General features: G+C 68.6%; 15 protein-coding genes and 1 pseudogene. 11 read left to right on the forward strand and 5 right to left on the reverse strand.

The window, feature by feature from the left end; all coding sequences use genetic code 11:
• Window positions 1-251: 251 nt before the first annotated feature.
• Window positions 252-944 carry a (d)CMP kinase gene (gene cmk / locus FKV24_RS07340; RefSeq protein WP_141481914.1) on the reverse strand — a complete coding sequence of 231 codons (693 nt, stop codon included), beginning with the start codon at window positions 942-944 and terminating at the stop codon, window positions 252-254.
• A gap of 142 nt (window positions 945-1,086) precedes the next feature.
• Here cmk and ykgO point away from each other — a divergent pair, with 142 nt between their 5' ends.
• The 8 genes from ykgO (at window position 1,087) to FKV24_RS07380 (ending at window position 7,561) form a co-directional block, all read left to right on the forward strand.
• On the forward strand, window positions 1,087-1,212 hold the full coding sequence (ykgO, locus tag FKV24_RS07345; RefSeq protein ID WP_010342887.1) for a type B 50S ribosomal protein L36: 126 nt from the start codon (window positions 1,087-1,089) through the stop codon (window positions 1,210-1,212).
• Between the two features lie 229 nt (window positions 1,213-1,441).
• The gene (locus tag FKV24_RS07350) at window positions 1,442-1,783 is read left to right on the forward strand and encodes a hypothetical protein (RefSeq protein WP_111266448.1); all 342 of its coding nucleotides are present in this window, start codon (window positions 1,442-1,444) and stop codon (window positions 1,781-1,783) included.
• 20 nt (window positions 1,784-1,803) lie between these two features.
• Entirely contained in the window at window positions 1,804-2,874 is a 1,071-nt protein-coding gene (locus FKV24_RS07355) for an agmatine deiminase family protein (protein ID WP_141481915.1), read from the forward strand.
• Between the two features lie 115 nt (window positions 2,875-2,989).
• On the forward strand, window positions 2,990-3,874 hold the full coding sequence (locus FKV24_RS07360; protein ID WP_141481916.1) for a carbon-nitrogen hydrolase: 885 nt from the start codon (window positions 2,990-2,992) through the stop codon (window positions 3,872-3,874).
• Between the two features lie 3 nt (window positions 3,875-3,877).
• A complete protein-coding gene (locus FKV24_RS07365; protein ID WP_141481917.1) occupies window positions 3,878-4,438 on the forward strand; it encodes a GNAT family N-acetyltransferase in 561 nt (186 codons plus the stop codon).
• A gap of 60 nt (window positions 4,439-4,498) precedes the next feature.
• The gene (locus FKV24_RS07370; protein ID WP_141481918.1) at window positions 4,499-5,119 is read left to right on the forward strand and encodes a TetR/AcrR family transcriptional regulator; all 621 of its coding nucleotides are present in this window, start codon (window positions 4,499-4,501) and stop codon (window positions 5,117-5,119) included.
• Between the two features lie 22 nt (window positions 5,120-5,141).
• Window positions 5,142-6,089, forward strand: coding sequence for an alpha/beta hydrolase (locus tag FKV24_RS07375; RefSeq protein ID WP_141481919.1), 948 nt, complete (start codon window positions 5,142-5,144; stop codon window positions 6,087-6,089).
• A 257-nt stretch (window positions 6,090-6,346) separates the two neighbouring features.
• A complete protein-coding gene (locus FKV24_RS07380; RefSeq protein ID WP_141481920.1) occupies window positions 6,347-7,561 on the forward strand; it encodes a TraB/GumN family protein in 1,215 nt (404 codons plus the stop codon).
• 391 nt (window positions 7,562-7,952) lie between these two features.
• Here the strand turns inward: FKV24_RS07380 and FKV24_RS07385 are convergent, their stop codons facing one another.
• From FKV24_RS07385 to FKV24_RS07395, 3 genes are read right to left on the reverse strand one after another with little or no spacing between them, the layout of a single operon-like run.
• Window positions 7,953-11,042 (reverse strand): efflux RND transporter permease subunit, encoded by a 3,090-nt coding sequence (locus FKV24_RS07385; RefSeq protein WP_111266455.1) that lies wholly within the window; start codon window positions 11,040-11,042, stop codon window positions 7,953-7,955.
• Entirely contained in the window at window positions 11,039-14,539 is a 3,501-nt protein-coding gene (locus FKV24_RS07390; protein WP_223250070.1) for an efflux RND transporter permease subunit, read from the reverse strand. Before FKV24_RS07390 ends, FKV24_RS07385 begins: the two co-directional genes overlap by 4 nt.
• Before the next feature lie 15 nt (window positions 14,540-14,554).
• Complete coding sequence (locus FKV24_RS07395) at window positions 14,555-15,700, reverse strand: efflux RND transporter periplasmic adaptor subunit (RefSeq protein ID WP_141481921.1); 1,146 nt, start codon at window positions 15,698-15,700, stop codon at window positions 14,555-14,557.
• A gap of 621 nt (window positions 15,701-16,321) precedes the next feature.
• On the opposite strand from FKV24_RS07395, the gene FKV24_RS07400 reads away from it, so the two are divergent.
• The 3 genes from FKV24_RS07400 (at window position 16,322) to FKV24_RS07410 (ending at window position 17,577) form a co-directional block, all read left to right on the forward strand.
• Window positions 16,322-16,720, forward strand: coding sequence for a c-type cytochrome (locus tag FKV24_RS07400; protein ID WP_111268054.1), 399 nt, complete (start codon window positions 16,322-16,324; stop codon window positions 16,718-16,720).
• 14 nt (window positions 16,721-16,734) lie between these two features.
• The gene (locus FKV24_RS07405) at window positions 16,735-17,181 is read left to right on the forward strand and encodes a c-type cytochrome (protein ID WP_141481922.1); all 447 of its coding nucleotides are present in this window, start codon (window positions 16,735-16,737) and stop codon (window positions 17,179-17,181) included.
• A gap of 120 nt (window positions 17,182-17,301) precedes the next feature.
• Window positions 17,302-17,577, forward strand: coding sequence for a DUF4242 domain-containing protein (locus FKV24_RS07410; RefSeq protein WP_111266458.1), 276 nt, complete (start codon window positions 17,302-17,304; stop codon window positions 17,575-17,577).
• Between the two features lies 1 nt (window position 17,578).
• On the opposite strand, the pseudogene FKV24_RS19230 reads toward FKV24_RS07410, so the two are convergent.
• A pseudogene (locus FKV24_RS19230) lies at window positions 17,579-18,050 on the reverse strand (transmembrane repetitive protein); the annotation flags it as partial.

Raw genomic sequence — 18,050 nt, forward strand, 5'->3', positions numbered from 1 at the left:
CTCGGTTGGACACACAGGCCGGAGGCCTGCCGACTCGAGATATCGATCTCGCGAAGGCAAATCGAACGCTTCCGGCCCACCCGTTGAGATATGGCACGATGCGGCTGCGCCACGTGTAATGGATGAATCCGCCACGACAGCCGTGGCGGGGCTTTTCCCCTGCGGAAGGCCCCGTGCCGGGCCAACGGCGGCCCGGTGCCGCCTCTGCCGACTCCGTTTCCGGAGCGGTTCGTCGACGCGGTTCGCGCCGGTTAAGGCTTCACCAGGGCCAGCACCTGCTCGACGACGGCGTCGATGTCCATGCCGGTGGTGTCGATGTGGACGGCGTCATCGGCCGGCCTCAACGGTGCCACCGCACGCTGGGCATCGCGCGCGTCGCGGGCGAGGATCTCCCGCAGGAGACCGTCCAATGTAACCGAAACCCCTTTGTCATTCAACTGTTTATAGCGCCTTTGCGCGCGTTCCTCGGCGCTGGCGGTCAGGAATACCTTGAACGGGGCATCGGGAAAGATCACCGTGCCCATGTCGCGGCCGTCGGCGACCAGGCCCGGCGGCTGCCGGAACCGCCGCTGGCGGTCCTTCAGCGCGGCCCGCACCTCGGGGATGGCGGCGATCGCCGAGGCGGCGGCGCCGGCGGTTTCGGTGCGCAGTTCGTCGGTGGCGTCGGTGCCGTTGACCAGCACCCGCGGTTCGCCCTGCCCGTCGTCGCGGAATCCCACCTCGGTATCGAAGGTGCAGCGGACCAGGGCGCCGTGATCGTCGAGATCGAGGTCGGCCCAGCCGGCCGCGACCCCGACCGCGCGATACAGTGCGCCGGAGTCCAGATAGCGCCAGCCCAGGCGGGCGGCGACCATCCGGCTGATGGTGCCCTTGCCTGAACCGGAGGGGCCGTCGATGGTGAGTACCGGCACGGTGGCCGCGGGGAACTGGGCTTCGTTATGCATGGCCGGCATTATGAACGGCGGCAGCCCGGAATGGGCCCTGGTGTTCAGCGAATCCGCTAACGACTTGATCCGACAGTGGAATGGCCGCTATACTCGCCGGCTTGATTCATCTTCCCGTTTCTTTTTACTGCCGAGGTCTGTCATGAAGGTCCTGTCCTCCCTGAAGTCGGCGAAGGCCCGTCACCGCGACTGCAAGGTCGTCCGCCGTCGTGGCAAGGTCTTCGTGATCTGCAAGTCGAACCCGCGTTTCAAGGCGCGTCAGCGCTGAAGAAACCCGGCACCGCCCAGGCGCATCCGTGCCGGAGTGGTACCCGCCAGGTTCGCAGAAAGGCCGCCGAGAGGCGGTCTTTCCGTATCCGGAGTTCGAACCGCGACCCGGTCCGGCGCATGCCGACGGCGCCGAAGTTGCCATTCCGTGACGACGGTGACGGCCAGCGCCTGCGGGATTGCGCCGGCAGTGCATACAATCGCCGTAATCCAATGCGAGGTGCCGCGTGATGAAGCCGTTCCGCTCCAAGTCGATTGTCGTCTCCGCCCTGCTCGCGTTGTCGGTCGTCTCCACCGCCGCCAGCGCCGAGACCCTGCTGATCGAGCGCGTGCGCGAGTCCGCCAGCGCCAACCTGCCGGCCCGCGGCATGACCATGGCCCAGGTCGAGGCCCGCTACGGCGCTCCCTCGCAGCGCATGGAGCCGCGCGGCGGCCAGAAGCGCCAGTGGCCGACCATCAACCGCTGGGTCTACCCCGCCTTTACCGTCTACTTCGAGAAGAGCCGGGTCATCGACGCGGTGGCCAACCAGGCCAACGCCAACGAGATCGGCCCGAAGTCCCCGATCAACTGACCGCATCGCCCGAGCCATAGATGACCCGACCCGAGTTGCGCTTCCCGGCGGAATGGGAATCCCAGTCCGCCATCCTGATCGCGTGGCCGCACGCCGATACCGACTGGGCCGAACGTCTCGGGGAGGTCGAGGAAACCTATATCGCGCTGGTCGCGGCGATCACCCGCTTCCAGCCGGCGGTGATCTGCGTCGCCGACGCCGACGTGGAGACCTATGCCGAGATGCGGCTGCGCTCCAACCGCGTCGACATGGAGCGCGTGCGCTTCGTCGAGGTCGGCTACGACGATACCTGGCTGCGCGACTCCGGGCCGATAAGCCTGACGTACAGGGACGGCGATCCTGGCGCGACGCACGGTGCCGGATCGCCGCGCTTCCGGTTGCTGGATTTCCGCTTCACCGGCTGGGGCGGCAAGTTCGAGGCCAGCCGCGACGATGCCCTGGTCGGCGCCCTCGACGAGATCAGGTTGTTTGCGAACAGTGACCGGCAGGTCATTGATTTTGCATTGGAAGGCGGGGCCATCGACACCGATGGACAAGGCACGCTGCTGACCACCTGGCGGTGCCTGCACGAACGCCATCCGGATCTCGACCGCAATCAGCTGGGCACCCGCCTGGCCGACTGGCTGCGCCAGGAACGGGTGCTGTGGCTCGATCACGGCTATCTGGAAGGCGACGACACCGACGCCCACGTCGACACCCTCGCCCGCTTCGCCAGCGTCGACTCGATCGTCTACCAGGCCTGCGACGACAGCGACGACAGCCACCATGCCGAGCTGACCGCGATGGGCGCGGAACTGGTGGCCCTGCGTACCCGCGACGGCCGTCCCTATCGCCTGTTCCCGCTGCCGTGGGCACGCCCGATCGTCGACGACGGCCGGCGCCTGGCGGCCAGCTACGCGAACTTCCTGATCGTCAACGGCGCGGTGCTGATGCCGGCCTACGACGACCCCGCCGATCAGGCTGCCGCTGCGGTGCTGGCGCAGGCCTTTCCCGACCGCGAGATCGTGCCGGTGCCGTGCCGCTCGCTGATCTGGCAGAACGGCAGCCTGCACTGCATCACCATGCAACTGCCGGCGGGGCTTCTGGGCTGACGCCCGAACGCGCCCAGCGCCCGGCTGCGCAGCGCGCATCCCATCCCCATCCGCGCCCTCGACGCCAACGGCCCCCTGGCACGGGGCCTGCACTCCATACGCATACAATGCCGGCATGAAGACCAGAACCCTGCCCGTTGCCCTGATCCAGGAAAAGAACCACGGCGGCGCCGAGGACAACCTCGCCGTCATCGAGGCGCGCGTCGCCGAGGCCGCCCGCCAGGGCGCCAAGCTGGTGCTGTTGCAGGAACTGCACAATGGCGCCTACTTCTGCCAGCACGAGTCGGTCGACGAGTTCGACCTGGCCGAGACCATCCCCGGCCCCTCGACCGAGCGACTCGGCCGGCTGGCGAAGCGGCACGGCGTGGTCCTGGTCAGCTCGCTGTTCGAGAAGCGCGCGACCGGGCTCTACCACAACACCGCGGTGGTGTTCGATGCCGACGGCTCGACCGCCGGCAAGTACCGCAAGATGCACATCCCCGACGATCCGGGCTTCTACGAGAAGTTCTACTTCACGCCCGGCGATATCGGCTTCGAGCCGATCGACACCTCGGTGGGCCGGCTCGGCGTGCTGGTGTGCTGGGACCAGTGGTATCCCGAGGGCGCGCGGCTGATGGCGCTGGCCGGCGCCGAACTGCTGCTGTATCCGACCGCGATCGGCTGGGACCCGGACGACGCCCAGGACGAGAAGAACCGCCAGCGCGACGCCTGGGTCCTCAGCCACCGCGGGCACGCGGTCGCCAACGGCCTGCCGGTGCTCAGCTGCAACCGGGTCGGACACGAGGCGTCGCCGCTGGACGCTTCGGGCATCGACTTCTGGGGCAACAGCCACGTGCTCGGCCCGCAGGGCGAGTTCCTGGCCGAGGCCGGTGGCGATCCGACCCTGCTGATGGCCGAGGTCGACCTGCAGCGCAGCGAGCACGTGCGGCGGATCTGGCCGTTCCTGCGCGACCGCCGCATCGACGCCTACGACGACCTGCTCAAGCGTTATCGCGACTGAGCGATGAGGCCGGCCGCGCGACTGCGCGAGGCAGGCGACGCCGACATGGCGGCAATCGCCGCACTGTACGCGGACGAGGTGCTGCACGGGGTCGCCACCTACGAGTACCGGGTGCCGGAGGCGGCCGAGATGCGGCGCCGCTGGCGCCACCTGGTCGATCACGGCTTTCCGTACCTGGTCGCCGAGCTGGACGGCCGTTTCGCCGGCTACGCCTACGCCGGCCCCTATCGCGGCCGCATCGGCTACCAGTGGACGGTCGAGGACACCGTCTACGTGGTTCCGGGCCTGCAGGGGCGCGGTGTCGGCCGGGCCCTGCTGCAGGCCTTGATCGAGCGTTGCGAGGCGATCGGCTTCCGGCAGATGGTCGCGGTGATCGGCGATGGCGGCAACCGTGCCTCGGTGATCCTGCACGAGCGGCTGGGCTTCCGTACCGTCGGAGTGTTCCGCGGCCTGGGGCGCAAACACGGGCGCTGGCTGGATACTGTGCAGATGCAACGCAGTCTCGGCGGTGGCGGTGGCGATGACGGGCCGGCGCCCCCGTCCGGCGTGATCTGGCCGGGCTGAGCCTGCCCGGCGCCGACGAACGGTCGTTGAATTTTAGAACGGTCGTGCTATTTTGCCGCCATGAACGCACTGGCCGCCACCCGCAAAGGCACCGCCACCCGCGAGGCGATCATCGATCAGGCCTACGGCTTCGCTTGCGCCGGCGGCCTGGAGAGCCTGTCGATCGGGCCGTTGGCGCAGGCGGTCGGCATGTCCAAGAGCGGCGTGTTCGCCCACTTCGGCTCGCGCGAGGACCTGCAACTGGCGGTCCTCGACCATGCCGGCGAGCGCTTCGTGAACGCGGTGCTGACGCCGGCTTTGGCGCAACCGCGTGGCCTGGCGCGACTGCGCGCGATCGTGCTGGGCTGGTTCGACTGGGCCCGCCAGAACGAGGGCGGCTGTCTGCTGGTCGCCGCGGTCAGCGAGTACGACGACCGCCCCGGTCCGCTGCGCGATCGGGTGTTGATGCAGCAACATGCCTGGCGCGGCGAGCTGGCCCGGGCGATCCGGCTGGCGGTCGACGTCGGCGAGCTCGGCGCCGATACCGAGCCCGAGCAGATGGCGTTCGAGCTGTATGCGATCGCGCTTGGCGTGCATCACGACGCCGGGCTGTTCGGCTACGCATCGGCCGCCGAGCGCGGCCGCAAGGGCCTCGAGCGGCTGCTGGGCGCTTACGCCGCCGAGCCCTCCCCCACCTCCTGAACGAAACCCGCAGGTACATGCCATGAACCGGGATACCCGCAATCACGCCTTGCCACGACAGAAAATAAGCACGACCGTTCGATCAAATATCATCGGGCGACTGATCCGTACCGCATTCGGACTCGGCAGCTGGCTGGCGCCGGAAACGACGGCGGCCCGTGCCGGCCGGCTGTTCGCCACCCCGTTGGCGGCCACCCGCCGCGCCGCCGGCCAGCCGCTGCCGGCGGACGGGCGTCGGGTCGATGTCGACGCCGACGGCCACCGTGTCGTCGCCTATGTCTGGGGCGAGCCGGCGCGACAACCCTACGTGCTGTTCTCGCACGGCTGGTCCAGCCATGGCCTGCGCATCGACAGCTGGCTGCCTGCGTTGACCGCGGCCGGCTACGCGGTGGTCGGCTTCGACCAGTTCGCGCACGGCCGCAGTCCAGGCCGACAGACCACCTTGCCCGGATTCCGCGACCATCTGCTCGCGGTCGGACGGCGGTTCGGGCCGGCCGCGGCGGTGATCGGTCATTCGCTCGGCGGTGCGGCGACCATGCTGGCGCTGGAGGCGGGCCTGCGCGCGGACCGCGTGGTGCTGGTCGCGCCGGCCGCCGACCCGATCGATGCCAGCCGTCGCTTCGCCGGCATGATCGGCCTGGCCGCCCATGTGTGCCGGCGCATGCGCGCGCAGTTCGAGTCGCGGCTGGGGATCCGCTTCGAGGACATGCAGGCACACACGGTGGTGCCGCACCTGGCGCAGCCGGCGCTGGTGGTGCACGACCTGCGCGACCGCGAAGTGCCCTGGAGCGAGGGCGAGCGCTACGCGCGGTTCTGGCCGCATGCGCGGCTGCTGACCACCGACGGCCTCGGTCACCGCCGCATCCTCGACGACCCGGAAGTGATTCGTGCCGGCGTCGACTTCATCGAAGGCAGGACGGTTGGCGACCGGATCGTCTCGACCCAGGACCTGCCCTATGGCTTCGCCTGAGCGGAACAAACCATCACCGCTCGCACCACACCTACGGGGGGTTGTTGCCTTTCGTAGGAGTGGCGTCAGCCGCGATGGACGGTCCTGGGGAAAGACACCGGCCAGGACGATGCCCGTATCGTCGTCGCGACAGCCGCTGGCCACGGCGGATTGGCGGTGCGGGCTTGTCTCGCGCATGATGGTCCCCAGATCGAACGACCGGGCCCTCGCGCATCGGCGATGCCCCGATCGACCGCTTCCCACCGGATTCCTCCCGCATGATCGAAACCGCGACCGCCGCGCCGCCGACCTGGCGCGACCAGCCCCATGAAATCGTCGAACGCGAGGGCGTGCGCTACACCCTGCTGGGCACCGCGCACGTGTCGCAGGCCAGCGTCGACGCGGTCTGCGAGGCGATCGAGGGCGGCGGTTTCGACGCGGTGGCGGTCGAGCTCGACCGGCAACGCCTGCAGTCGCTGACCGACCCCGACGCGCTCGCCAAACTCGACCTGGTGCAGGTGATCCGCACCGGCCGCACCGCGTTGTTCGCGGCCAATCTTGCCCTGGCCGCCTATCAGCGCCGACTCGCCGAACAGCTCGGGATCGAGCCCGGCGCCGAGCTCAAGCGCGCCGTGGTCGAGGCGCGCGAACGCGAACTGCCGGTGCACCTGATCGATCGCGAGGTCGGCCTGACCTTCAAGCGCGCATCCAACAAGCTGGGCTTCTGGGGCCGGGCCAAGCTCGGCGGCGGCCTGCTCGCCGGCTTGTTCGTCGACGAGCCGGTGCACGAGGACGACATCGAGAAGCTCAAGACCGGCGACATGCTCGCCTCCAGCTTCAGCGAGTTCGCCAGCGACAGCCCGGCGCTGTACGAGACCGTGATCGCCGAGCGCGACCGCTACATGGCCGCGCGCCTGCGCGAGAGTGCCGGCGACGCCCGCGAAGTGCTGGCGGTGGTCGGTGCCGGCCACCTGCAGGGCCTGGCCCGGCACCTGCGCGAGGAGCCGACGCCGCCTGCGAATATTCGCGAGGAACTGGAGGCATTGCCGAAGAAGAGCGATGTGCCGTGGTTCACCATCGCGCTGTCGGTGTTCGTGCTCGGCGGCTTCGCCTGGGGCTTCTGGCAGGGCGGCCTGGACGTGGGCTCCGACCTGCTGCTGCAGTGGGTGCTGGCCACCGGTCTGCTTGGCGCGCTGGGCTGCGCGATCGCCGGCGGACATCCACTGAGCATCCTGGTCGCCTTCCTCGCCTCGCCGATCACCCCGCTGCATCCGGCCCTGGCCTCGGGCACCCTGAGCGCGCTGACCGAGGCCTGGGTGCGCAAACCGACCTATGCCGACTTCATGGCCCTGCGCGACGACGTCGGCACCCTGCGCGGCTGGTGGCGCAACCGGGTCGCCCGGGTCCTGCTCAACTTCTTCCTGACCAGCCTCGGCACCGCGATCGGCGTGTGGACCGGCGGCCTGCGCATGTTCGGCAAGTTGTTCGGCTGACTTCAAACCGCGCTCGACGCTTCCGGCAGCGCCTCATCGCGGCTTACGCCGCTCCTACGGGAGACGCTGACGGCGTGTCCGTGCGCTCCAGAATGGTTTCGCAGGAGCTGCGTAAGCTGCGACCGGGACGTTTCCGTTAAAGCTCCATCGCGACTTACGCCGCCTCTACGGGAGACGCTGACGGCGTGTCCACGCGCTCCAGGATGGGCTTCGTAGGAGCTGCGTGAGCTGCGACCGGGGTGTTTCCTGTTACAGCTCCATCGCGGCTCGCGCCGCTCCTACCTAATAGACCGCATGACGATGAAGCAGGCCCGGACGGTTTCCCGCCCGGGCCTGTTGCTGTCCAGCCTTGCGAGCGGGGCCGGCGTTGGCTGCCGGCCCCGTCGCGACATCACTCCACGTGCATCGCCGCGACCGCCGCGCCGGCCGGGTCCGGCGACTTGCCGCGGGCGCGGCGGATGATCCGGATCATGCCGTTGCGCAGATCGTCGAGGATCGCGTAGATCGTCGGCAGGAACAGCAGGCTGACCACGGTCGAGAACGCCAGCCCACCGGCCACCGCGCGCGCCATCGGCGAGTACTCGGCGCCGCCGAGGACCACGGTGTCGCTCAGCGAAATCGGCACCATCGCCAGGATCGCGGTGCCCATCGTCATCATGATCGGACGCAGGCGTTCGCGGCTGCCCTCGACCAGCGCGTCGGTGCGCGACAGTCCGCGCCTTCGCAGATTGTTGATGTGCTCGATCATCACGATGCCGTTGTTCACCACCACGCCCATCAGCACCAGGATGCCGATGAAGGCCATGATGCTGAAGGTGGTGCCGGTGATCCAGAACAGCCAGAACACGCCGAACACCGAGAACAGCACGCAGCTCATGATCGCGGCCGGGAACAGCAGCGATTCGAACACCGCCGCCATCACCACGTAGATCATCACCAGCGCCAGCAGGGTGTTGAACATCATCTGCTTGGCCGCCTCGTCGTCGCGCTGGAACGCACTGCCGTCGAACGAGTAGGTGTAGCCGGGCGGGAACGCCATCGACTTGAGGGTCTCCTCCATCGCCTTGCGCGCGTCCGGGGTGGTGGTCTCGCCGGCCAGGTTGGCGGCGATCGTCACCGTGGTCTGGCGATTGGTGCGGCTGATCTGGGTCGCCGCCGGCACCACGCTGACATCGACCATGCTCAGCAACGGCACCGAGCGACCGTCGGCGGAACGGACCATGAAGCTCTCCATGTCCTCCACCCCGTACTTCTCGGCGCCGGCGAAGCGCACCCATACCGGCACCTCGGTCTGGCCGCGGCGGAACTCGCGCAGCTGCGCGCCGCGCAGGGCCAGACCGACGAAGCTCGACACTTCCTGCACGCTGAATCCGAACGCCGCCGCGCGCTCGCGGTCGACGGTCACGATCAGTTCGCTGTTCTGGTCGCCGGCGTCGACGCGCACGTCGCGCAGCTCGCTGCGGGCGGCCAGCACCGGGACGATGTCGCGGGCCAGATCGGTCAGCACCTGGGTCGAGTCGCCGACCAGTTGCACCTGCAGTCCCTCGTTGCCGCCGTCGCGGTCGCCCTGGCCGCGGATGCCGACCTCGACCCGCGCCGACTTCGGCAGCTCCTTGCTGATGATCTCGGTCAGCGGCTTGATGTCGCCGATCTCGTCGTCGAAGGTCACCATGGTGGCGGCGTCGCCCTGCTCGCTGTACCACGAGTAGATCTGCTTTATCTGCAGGCGCTCGCGGTTCGCTTCCAGGTACTTCTCGATCCGCAGCACCTCGTCGGAGATCTGCTCCTTGGTGTAGCCGCCGTTCCACTGGTAGTAGATCTGCGCTTCCTTGCCGCCGCCGCCGCCGAACATGTCGAACTTGGTCAGCGTCATCGGCACGATGCTGAGCGCGATGATCAGGATGATGCCGACCACGCTCCAGCCGCGGTGCTCCAGGGTCCAGCGCAGCGTGCCCGCGTAGCGGCGTTGCAGGCGCGAGATCAGGCCCTTCTCGTTCTGCACCGCCGGCGGCGTCTTCATCCGCGAGGACAGCATCGGGATCAGGCTGACCGCGACCAGCCACGACGCCAGCAGCGACACCGAGATCGTGATCGCGATCTGGGCCATGAAGATGCTGATGTTGTTGGTCTCGCCCAGCAGGTTGGGCAGGAACACGATGCAGTGGCACAGGGTGCCGGCGGACAGCGCGATGGCGACGTGGCGGGTGCCGACGATCGAGGCCTTGGCCGGCTGCCCGGGCATCCGTTCGCGTTCCTGGTAGATGCTCTCGACCACCACCACCGCGTTGTCGACCAGCATGCCGACCGCCAGCAGCAGGCCCATCAGGGTCAGCACGTTCAGGGTCACCCCGGAGAAGTGCATGAAGCCCAGGGTCATCACGAAGCAGATCGGAATCGCCAGGGTGACCATCAGCGTCGACGGCCAGTGGCGCAGGAAGAAGAACAGTACCGCGATCGACAGCAGCAGGCCGATCGCACCGGCCTCGGCCAGTTCGATCAGCGAGTCGGTGACCTCCTCGCCCTGGTTCTGGATCACCTTCAGGTCGATGCCGCTCAGTTCGGGCGACTCGCGGATCTCATCGACCACCTCCAGCACGCGCTTGGAGGTTTCGACCAGGTTGGCGTTGCGCTCCTTGTAGATGTCCAGGCCGACCGCGGCGCGCCCGTCCAGGCGGCGTCCATAGTCCATCCGCGAGCCCTTCAGCCGCACCTCGGCGATGTCGGACAGGCGCAGACCGTTGGCGCCGACGACCAGGTTGCGCAGCTGGTCGAGCGTGGTCAGCTCGCCGATCGGCTGCACCCGCAGGCGCAGACCGGCGTCGTCGATGGTGCCGGCCGAGACCGAGAAATTGACCGCGCGCAGGGTGGCGTTGAGTTCATTGAGATTGACCCCGTGCGCGGTCAGCCGCTCGGGGTCGATCGCGATCTCGATCTCGTTGGGCGGCGCGCCGCTGATCTCGACCCGGGCCACGCCCGGAACCCGCTCGATACGCCGCTTCATCTCGCGGTCGATCAGCTCGTAGGCGCCGGTCAGGTCGATGTCGGCGGCCAGGCGGACGCGCAGGAAGGCCTCATCGCTGGTCGAGAACTTGTGGACGAAGTAGCGCTGGAAATCGTCCGGCAGCTCGTCGCGGATCGCATCGATGCGCTCGCGCGCCTCCGAGGCGGTGATCGCGATGTCCTTGTCCCAGTCGGAGAACTCCATGAACACGTAGGCGCCGTCGGCGCGCGCGCCGCCGCCCATCCGCTTGACCCCGTTGAGGGTCGCCAGCGCTTCCTCGACCGGCCGCAGCACCGTGCGCTCGACCTCTTCCGGGGTCGAGCCGGTGTACGGCAGCTGCACGAACAGGAACGGGGCCGAGACGTCCGGCAGCGCTTCCAGCGGCAACCGGAACGATGCGATCAGGCCGACCACGAACATCGACACGAACAGCATCACCGTGGTGACGGGACGTTTCAGGCTGAGTTCGGCGACTGTCATGCCTGCTGCTCTCCGCTGTCCAGGTCGCCGCGGGCATCGGCGGGCAATGCCGCGCCGACATGCAGACCGCGCGCGCCGCGCTCGCGGTAATAGGCGTCGCCACGGCGGTCGAGCAGGTCGTAGACCACCGGGATCACCACCAGGGTCAGCAGGGTCGAGACCAGCAGGCCGCCGATCACCGTGATCGCCATCGGCGAACGCACCTCCGCGCCCTCGCCCACCGCGATCGCCAGCGGCAGGAAGCCGAACAGCGTGCACAGCGTGGTCATGGTGATCGGACGCAGGCGCGAGCGCGCGCCCTCGATCAGCGCTTCATGCTTGCCCAGGCCGGACTCGCGCAACTGGTTGACCTTGTCGACCAGGATGATCGCGTTCTTGGTGACCAGTCCCACCAGCAGGATCAGGCCGATGAACACCACCACCGAGATCGTGTTGCCGGTCAGCATCAGCGCCAGCACCGCACCGACCATCGCCAGCGGGATGGTGAACAGGATCACGAACGGGTGCAGCAGCGACTCGAACTGCGAGGCCATGACCAGGTAGACCAGGAAGATCGCCAGGCCGAACGCGAACAGCAGCGAGGCGACCGACTCGGCCAGTTCCTCGCCCTGGCCGCCGATGTGCATGCGCACGCCCGGCGACAGCGGCCGTTCGTCGACCATCTTCTGCACTTCCTCGACCGCGGTGCCCAGGTCGATGCCGCGCAGGTTGGCCGAGATCACCGCGACCCGGACCTGATCGGCGCGATGGATCTCGCTGGGACCGGTGGTGGCCAGCACCTCGGCGACCGACTCCAGGGTCACCGGCCGGTTGCTGCCGGGATTGACGATCAATCGGCGGATGTCCTCGACCGACGCGCGATCGGACTCCTGGGCGCGGACCAGCACGTCGATCTTGCGATCACGGAAGCTGTAGCGGGTCGCGACCTCGCCACGCACCTTCTTGACCACCGCGTCGGCGATCTCGCGGGTGGTCAGGCCCAACGCGCCGGCCCGGTCCTGATCGAAGCGGATCTGGATTTCGGGGAAGCCCTGTTCGACCGTCGAAGTGACGTCGGCATAGTGGTCGTTGCCGCGCAGCATCGTCGCCATCTGCTGGCCGGCCTCCTGCAGCACGCCCAGATCGTCGCCGCGCAGTTCGATTTCCAGCGGCGTGGAGAAGCTGAACAGCTCGGGGCGGCTGAAATCGACCTGGGCGCCCGGGTGCGCCAGCATGGTTTCGCGCAGGCGCTCGGTCTCCTCGGCCTCGATCTTCTCGCTGCCGCCATCGGTCATCACGATGCTGATCTTGCCGATGTTCTCGCCGCTCTCGGTCGGGCTGGCGTCGAGCCGGGTGCCGCTGCCGGAGACGCCGAACATGGTGCGGACGCCGGGGTCCTCGCTGTGCTTGCGCTGGATGTCCTGCACCAGTGCGTCGGTATCGCGCAGCGGCGTGCCCGGCGGCAGCTTGACCGTCATCTCGAAGCGGTCCTGGGCCAGCTGCGGGATCAGGTCGGCGCCCAGCATCGGCACGATCGCCAGCGACGCGGCGAACGCCAGCGCGGCCACGCCCAGCACCAGACCCGGCCGCGCCAACGCCGCCGGCAACAGGCGCAGGTAGCCGCGCTCGGCACGTCCGTAGGGCGCCATCGCGATGTCGCTGGCCTTGCGCATCACCGGGCCGACCACCGCGGCCAGGCCGCGCCACAGGCGCACGAACACCCAGAACACACCGAACAGCGCACCGCGGATGCCGGTACCGATGCCGCGTCCGGTCGCCGCCAGCGGCTTCTGCAGCTTCGACTCCGGGTGCCAGCGCGGATGCGACGGCTCCTCCGGGAAGCTCATCGGCGCGCGGCCCTTGAGCGAGCTGAGCATCGGGATCAGGGTCATCGACACCAGCAGCGAGATCGCGATCGCCAGCGCCACGGTCAGCGCCTGGTCGCGGAACAGCTGGCCGGCGATGCCCTCGACGAACACCAGCGGCAGGAACACCGCGATCGTGGTCAGGGTCGAGGCGACCACCGCCATGCTGACCTCGCGGGTACCGGTGATCGCCGCTTCGAGGATGCCCAGGCCGCGCTCGCGCGCCTTGGCGATCGATTCCAGCACCACGATCGAGTCGTCGACCACCAGGCCGGTCGCCAGCGCCAGACCGCCCAGCGACATCACGTTGAGGCTCAGGTCCATCTGGCCCATGAAGAAGAAGGTGGTGACGATCGAGACCGGCAGCGACAGGCCGATCACGAAGGTGCTCCAGCCGTCGCGCAGGAACAGGAAGATGATCAGGATCGCCAGCAGGCCGCCGATCAGGGCGTCCTTCTTGACCTCGCTGATCGCGCTTCGGATGAACTGCGACTGGTCCTCGATGACGGTCAGCTCGAACTGTTCGGGCAGGGTCGACTCGAGTTGCTGCAGGCGCTTGTGGATCTGGTCGGCGGTCGACACCGTATTGGCGTCGCCCTCCTTGTAGATCGCCAGTTCGACCGCCTCCTTGCCGGCCAGGCGGATGATCGCCTCGCGCTCCTTGTAGCCCTGGCGGACCTCGGCGATGTCCTTCAACCGCACCGGCATGCCGCCGGCGGCGGTGCTCTGGCCGGAGGAGGATGCGCTCTGCACCGAGGCCGCGGCGGCCATCGCGCTGGCGTCGCCGGTGGCCGCGGCGACCCGCGCCATCTGTTCGGCCGCGCTGGTCGCGTCGCTGGCGCCCACGCGCTGGGTGGTCACCAGCATCTCGCGGATCTCGTCGACGCTGGCGAACTGGTTGACGGTGCGCACCAGATAGCGCTGCGAACCCTCCTCCAGGCGCCCGCCGGAGACGTTGACGTTCTCTTGCTGCAGGCGGGTGATCACGGTGTCGATCGGCAGGTTCAGCTGGGCCAGCTTCTGCTGATCGATATCGACCTGGATCTCGTCCTCCAGGCCGCCGCCGACCTTGACCGCGGCGACACCCTCGACCGGCTCGAGCTTCTTCTTCAGGTCGTCGTCGGCATAGCGGCGCATCGCGGTGAGCTGGCGCAGGCCGTCACCCGATGCCTCCTCCTTGACGCTGAGCGCGAGGCGGACGATCGGCTCGGTCGACGGATTGAAGCGCAGCAGCACCGGCTGCTCGGCTTCCTGCGGCAGCTGCAGCACCTCGATCTTGTCGCGCACCTCGAGCATGGCCTTGTCCATGTCGGTGCCCCAGGCGAACTCGAGCACGACATCGCTCTGGCCGGTGCGCGAGACCGACTTGAGCTTGCGCAGGCCCTTGACCACGCCGACCGCTTCCTCGACCGGCTCGGTGATCAGGGTCTCGATCTCCGACGGCGCCGCACCGGTGTACTCGGTGCGCACGGTCAGGGTCGGGAAGCTCAGGTCGGGCAGCAGGTTGACCTTCAGGTTGAACAGCGAGATCACGCCGAACAGCAGCAGGCTGATCGTGATCATCCAGATCGTCACCCGGCGGCGGGTGGAAAACTCGACCAGGTTGAAGCCGCGCGGCTCGGGCGGGGCGTGGTTCGTCACGGGGTCGCTCACGTCGGGCTCCGGCGCTTACTGCTGGGTTTCGGTCTTGTCGTCGGACTTGGCCTCGGCGGCGGCGACCGGCTCGGGGTCGCTGCCCGGCGCGCCGACCACCTGCACGTCGGTGCCCTCGCGCAGCGCGCTCTTGCCGGCGGTGACCACGCGGTCGCCGGGCTTCACGCCCTCGACCACCTCGACCCACTCGCCGTCGATGTAGCCGAGCTTGACCGGCACGCGCGCCGCCTTGCTCTCGCGCAGCACGAACAGCGCCGGGTCGCCCTCGGCGTCGACCACCGCGTTGCGCGGCACCACCAGGGCATTGGCGCGCTGGTCGTAGTCGATGCTGATGCGGCCGAACATGCCCGGCTGCAGGATGTCGTCGCCATCGAAGGCGCAGATCACCCGGAACGTGCCGCTGCCGGCATCGACCACCGGGGCGACGCGATCGACGGTGCCGCTGAAGGTCCGGCCCGGCAGCGCGTCGACCTGCATCCGCACCGGCAGGCCGGGCTTGAGCGTGGCCAGTTCGCGCTCGGGCACGTTCAGGGTCGCCTCGAGCCTGGAGATGTCGACGATGCGCAGGATCGGGGTATTGATCTGGACGAAGTTGCCCGGCTTGATCGAACGCGACGCGACCACGCCGGAGATCGGTGCGGTCACGTTGGTGTAGGACAGCTCGAGCTGGGCCAGCCGGTTGGCGGCGCGGGCGTTTTCCAGGTCGTACTTGAGCTGGTCGTTGTCGTTGGCGCTGATCAGGTTCTGCTCGGCGAGCTGGCGCGCGCGCGCGTAGTTGTTCTGCAGCTTGGCCATCTGCGCGGCGGTCTGCGCCGCCTGCAGCCGCGCACGGTCGGCGTCCAGCCGCACCAGCTGCTGGCCGGCGTTGACGCGGTCGCCCTCTTCCACCATCACGTCCAGGGCGACGCCGGAGATCTTGGCGATGACCTGCGATTCGGCGCGCGCCTCCAGCGCCGCGGTGCCGGTGTAGCTGGCCGAGATCGCGCGGTGGCCGGCCTCGACGACCTCGACCGGGATCGCCTCGACCTTCTTGTCCTTGCCTTCCTTGGCCTCGGCCTCACCGTTGCCGCCCTTGCAGGCGGACAGCGCGAGCAGGCAGCTCAAGGTCAGGATGGCGGCGCGGGCACCGAAGGCGCCGGGATTACGCGTGAGGGAAGACATGATTCTGGGACCCTGGAGTATTGATGAAGTTGTCTGGAGACCGGTGCCGGCGGGCGGCCCGGGGGCGGCCGTCGGCGGTCGGGACCACCGCTGCACCCCGGTCCCGACCGGGGTGTATGCCGGTGTTGTAGATATGTATATCACCAGTTCTGATTTCGGCATGCGCCGAAGGTCATGGTGACTGCCGCCACGCCCGCCTACTCCGACCAACGGCGGCTGCGACGCGGGCGGGACGGCGCCGGCGTCGGATACGCCATGAACATGGGATGCAGCATGGCGTCGACCGGTTGCATCGTCATGTCCCGCAAGTCGGGCTTGCGACGAACGGGGCGGATGTGCTCGCCGCCCCGCCGCGACCTCGCCGGAGGCCCCGGCCGGGCATGCGGCCGGCATCGGAACCGGCTCAGACTCGAACCGGCGACGCCGGTGCGGGTCCGGGACCGCGTTGTTCTCGCCTCCCCAACCAACCTCCCCAACCAGCCTGCTCAACCAGCCTCCCTAAACAGAGGCCGAATCGCAGGCTATACTTGCGGACTTATGCGTGGTCGGAGTGACGGGGCGGCCGCCCCGCCGCCAGCCAGCCTTCCCTGCCAGCCATTCGAGATTGCGGACATAGACATGATGCGACCGCTGACGATCGCCGCCAGCCTTGCCCTGACCACCGCCTTGGCCTTCGCGCCCAGCCGCGCCCAGGACGAGAGCGTGACCCCGCCGCCCGCCGAGGAGGCCGCCACCGAGGCCGCTCCCGCCGCCGCCCAGGCCGCCCTGCAGGGCAATGCCGATCAGGGCCGCATGCTGACCTACACCTGTCAGGGCTGCCACGGAATCACCGGCTACAAGAACGCCTACCCGAGCTACAAGGTGCCCAAGATCGGCGGACAGTCCGCGGAGTACCTTGCCAACGCGTTGCACGAGTACCAGAAGGGCACGCGCAAGCACCCGACGATGCAGGCCCAGGCGCAGAGCTTCTCCGACCAGGACATCGCCGATATTGCCGCCTTCCTGTCCAGCCTGAAGTGAGTGAGCACAAGCCCATGACGAACAAGATCAGCATCATCAGGATCAGCGCCATCGCGGCCGCCCTGCTCGCCCTGGCCGCGTGCTCCGGCGGCGGCGAAGACGGCCACGCCGAGGCCGGCGAAGCCCACGCGGCGCCGACCTCCTCCTCGGCCGGCCTGCCGCAGGGCCATGTCACCGCCGGCGAACAGCTGGCCAGCGCCAAGGGCGAGGCCACCGGCCAGTCCTGCGTGGACTGCCACGGCGCCGAGGGCAACGCCCCGATCGACGCGACCTACCCCAAGCTCGGTGGCCAGTACGCCGACTATCTGGCGCACGCCCTGCAGCAGTACCGCGGCGGCGATCGCGAGCATGCGCTGATGTCCAGCCAGGCCAAGAGCCTGACCGACCAGCAGATTGCCGACCTGGCGGCCTACTTCGGTTCGCGCGAGAGCCAGCTGCGCGATCTGCACGACGTGCACTGAGCCGTCAGCTGCCGGCAACGGACGACGAAGGCCCGCACAAGCGGGCCTTTTTCGTTGCCATTCTGCGTTGTGATGATCGCCCCGCATGCGGCGGGACGCCTCACCACAGGAGCCATCGTCATGCCCAGATTCGTGATCGAACGAGAGATTCCAGGCGCGGGCCAGCTGACCGCGGCGCAGTTGCAGGAGATATCGCGCAATTCCTGCGAGGTGCTCGACGGGATGGGGCCGCAGATCCAGTGGCAGCAGAGCTTCGTCACCGGCGACAAGGTCTACTGCATCTACATCGCCAACGACGAGGCGGCGATCCGCGAGCACGCCCGCCAGGGCGGCTTCCCGGTCGACCGGGTGTCGGAAGTGACCGCTGTGATCGACCCGGTCACCGCGGAAGCCTGATTCAACCGCCGTCGGCGGGGCGCAGACTGCCGTTGTCTTCCTGCAGCTCCGGCTTGAACGGAATGTCCGGCGGCGGCCGCGCCTCGGCCGGCTGCTCGTTGAGGTTGGGGTCGCTGATCCCGCAACCGCCGCCCAGCGCCAGCAGCGACACCGCGCAGCTGATCTTCTTGGTCGTGCCCGGGATCGGGATCTCGACCGACTTGATGCCGCGCCGCACCCATTCCTGCAGCAGGTTCTCGTTCGGCCGCCAGTAGCGATCGAACAGGGTCGGCTCGTAGCCGACCGGCGGCCGCTTAAGCCAGGTGCCGTTGCGGTCGAGGTCGGTGATTTCCTCGGTATAGGTCCCCGGCGGCTGCGCCGGCGATGCCGAGCCCGGCTGTTCCGCCAGCCGCACGCTGCCGTCGCTGTTGAACAGGCCCGGTCCTTCGCCACGCTGGCCACCGGGAACGTTGCGGTCGGAGGCGCCCCAATCG

Origin of the sequence: Marilutibacter maris (assembly GCF_006546735.2) — a bacterium.
GTDB lineage: Bacteria > Pseudomonadota > Gammaproteobacteria > Xanthomonadales > Xanthomonadaceae > Marilutibacter > Marilutibacter maris.